Source organism: Roseovarius halophilus (ex Wu et al. 2025) (genome assembly GCF_047086965.1).
On the sequence record NZ_JBKOTX010000428.1, the window covers coordinates 1 to 1,827 of the forward strand.

General features: G+C 61.6%; 4 protein-coding genes. 1 reads left to right on the forward strand and 3 read right to left on the reverse strand.

What is annotated here, in order from left to right; all coding sequences use genetic code 11:
* On the forward strand, positions 1–919 hold a 919-nt coding region (locus ACH107_RS32465; RefSeq protein WP_412509724.1), incomplete at its 5' end, for a DNA-methyltransferase.
* Here ACH107_RS32465 and ACH107_RS32470 read toward each other — a convergent pair.
* From ACH107_RS32470 to ACH107_RS32480, 3 genes are all read right to left on the reverse strand, one after another.
* Positions 858–1,169 (reverse strand): type II toxin-antitoxin system RelE/ParE family toxin, encoded by a 312-nt coding sequence (locus tag ACH107_RS32470; RefSeq protein WP_412509725.1) that lies wholly within the window; start codon positions 1,167–1,169, stop codon positions 858–860. The genes ACH107_RS32465 and ACH107_RS32470 overlap by 62 nt on opposite strands.
* Positions 1,166–1,441 (reverse strand): type II toxin-antitoxin system Phd/YefM family antitoxin, encoded by a 276-nt coding sequence (locus ACH107_RS32475; RefSeq protein WP_412509726.1) that lies wholly within the window; start codon positions 1,439–1,441, stop codon positions 1,166–1,168. Before ACH107_RS32475 ends, ACH107_RS32470 begins: the two co-directional genes overlap by 4 nt.
* Positions 1,442–1,515: 74 nt before the next feature.
* On the reverse strand, positions 1,516–1,827 hold a 312-nt coding region (locus ACH107_RS32480; protein WP_412509727.1), incomplete at its 5' end, for a DUF3489 domain-containing protein.

Genomic DNA, 1,827 nt, shown 5'->3' on the forward strand with positions numbered 1-1,827 from the left:
GACGGGCTTCACCGAGGATGAACTGACCGGGCTGATGTCGAGCCTCGAGGACGGCACGGGTCCGCGGGAGGGCGAGGACGAGGTGCCGGAGACGCCGGATGACCCGGTCAGTCGCCCTGGCGATCTCTGGGTGCTCGGCAACCACCGGCTGCTCTGCGGTGACAGCACCGTTGCTAAGGACGTCGAGCGCCTGCTCGGCACGGTCAAACCGCTGCTGATGGTGACCGATCCACCGTACGGCGTGGAATACGACCCGGGTTGGCGCAACGAGGCGGGGGCAGCCAAGACCAAACGCACCGGCAAGGTGCTGAATGATGATCGTGCGGATTGGCGCGAGGCCTGGTCGCTCTTTCCCGGCGATGTCACCTATGTCTGGCACGGCGCGCTGCATGCGGCGACCGTGGCCGAAAGCCTTGAGGCGGCGGGCTTTGCCATCCGCTCGCAAATCATCTGGGCCAAGGATCGGTTGGTCTTGAGCCGGGGTGATTATCACTGGCAGCATGAACCGGCGTGGTACGCTGTCAAAAAGACCGGCAAAGGCCACTGGGCTGGTGACCGCAAGCAAACCACGCTTTGGAAGATCTCGGGCAAGGACCAGGATGACAACACCGTGCACGGCACGCAAAAGCCGGTCGAATGCATGCGGCGGCCGATCGAGAACAACTCAAGCCCCGGCCAGGCCGTCTACGAGCCGTTCATGGGATCTGGAAGCACGTTGATTGCGGCCGAGACGACAGGGCGGGTGTGTTACGGGATCGAGCTGAACCCGGCCTATGTCGATGTGGCCGTGGAGCGGTGGCAGAAGCTTGCTGGCAAACAGGCGGTGTTGGAGAGCAGCGGGGAAAGTTTCGATGATCTTACGGACGCCAATCACTCCGTCGACCGTGACGAACATGAAGAACGTGAACAGCCCCATTGAGAACGGTGTAATAAATTCGCCATCGTGTCCCCTTGCCGTAAAGAGCCCGTCGTATGGGCATATCAAAAGCTTGCGACTCCGGTGCGGTCGGATGGGTGTCAGGCGACACACCCAACCCGAGGATCAATGACCGGATACCAGATACCCATTCATCCGCAGCCCGCGGATTACGTTCGCTCAGCCACGCCCACGTTGCGGAAAGGTCATCTGCGGCTTTGGGCGTGATGATCACCTCAAGCGGTTTGGTCATCCGCGCTTGGTGAGCCCATCAAAAAACTGACCGGCTTCGATGCCTTGCCCCGCTTGCGCTTGCGATAGCCCCTTGCGGATCCCGGCGACGGTTTCCGCATATTCCAGCTGATTTTGCATGTCTTGCCATGCAAGGGCGTCCATCACGACGACAGACGGACGGCCATTGACCGTGAGTATCTGTGGCCGGCCGGTTTCTTTGATTTGAGCGATCATTCGAGCTGAATCACGCTTGAACTCTGTCAGGGGAGTAATGTCTTTTGTAAGGTCCATTGGTGCCTCCCGGCGCGCATCTCATTCGGTGATAATATAATGCTTTTGGCGGTGCGCGTCGAGAGGCCCTTCCATCAGTTGATGCGATACACCCGACCCCGTTCCTCGACCTTCTCGGAGGTGATCGTCAGGCCCAGCTTCTTCTTGAGCGTGCCGGACATGAAGCCCCGCGCGGTATGGGCGGCCCAGTTGGTCGCGGCGCTGATCTCATCGATGGTCGCGCCACCCTCGGCGCGCAGCATGGCGATCACGGCCTCCTGCTTGGTGCCCTGCCCGCGCGGGACAGCGGCGGTTGGCGTTTCCGCCGGTGGCATTTCGTCCTGCGCGGCCGTCAAGCCGAGGCCCCGGTAGGCGAGCTGAGTGGCATGCAGGGTGAGCGGTCCACG

Coding starts and splice junctions, on each gene's coding strand:
- ACH107_RS32475 (WP_412509726.1), bottom strand. CDS start 1,441: ATGGACCTTACAAAAGACATTACTCCCCTGACAGAGTTCAAGCGTGAT.
- ACH107_RS32470 (WP_412509725.1), bottom strand. CDS start 1,169: ATGACCAAACCGCTTGAGGTGATCATCACGCCCAAAGCCGCAGATGAC.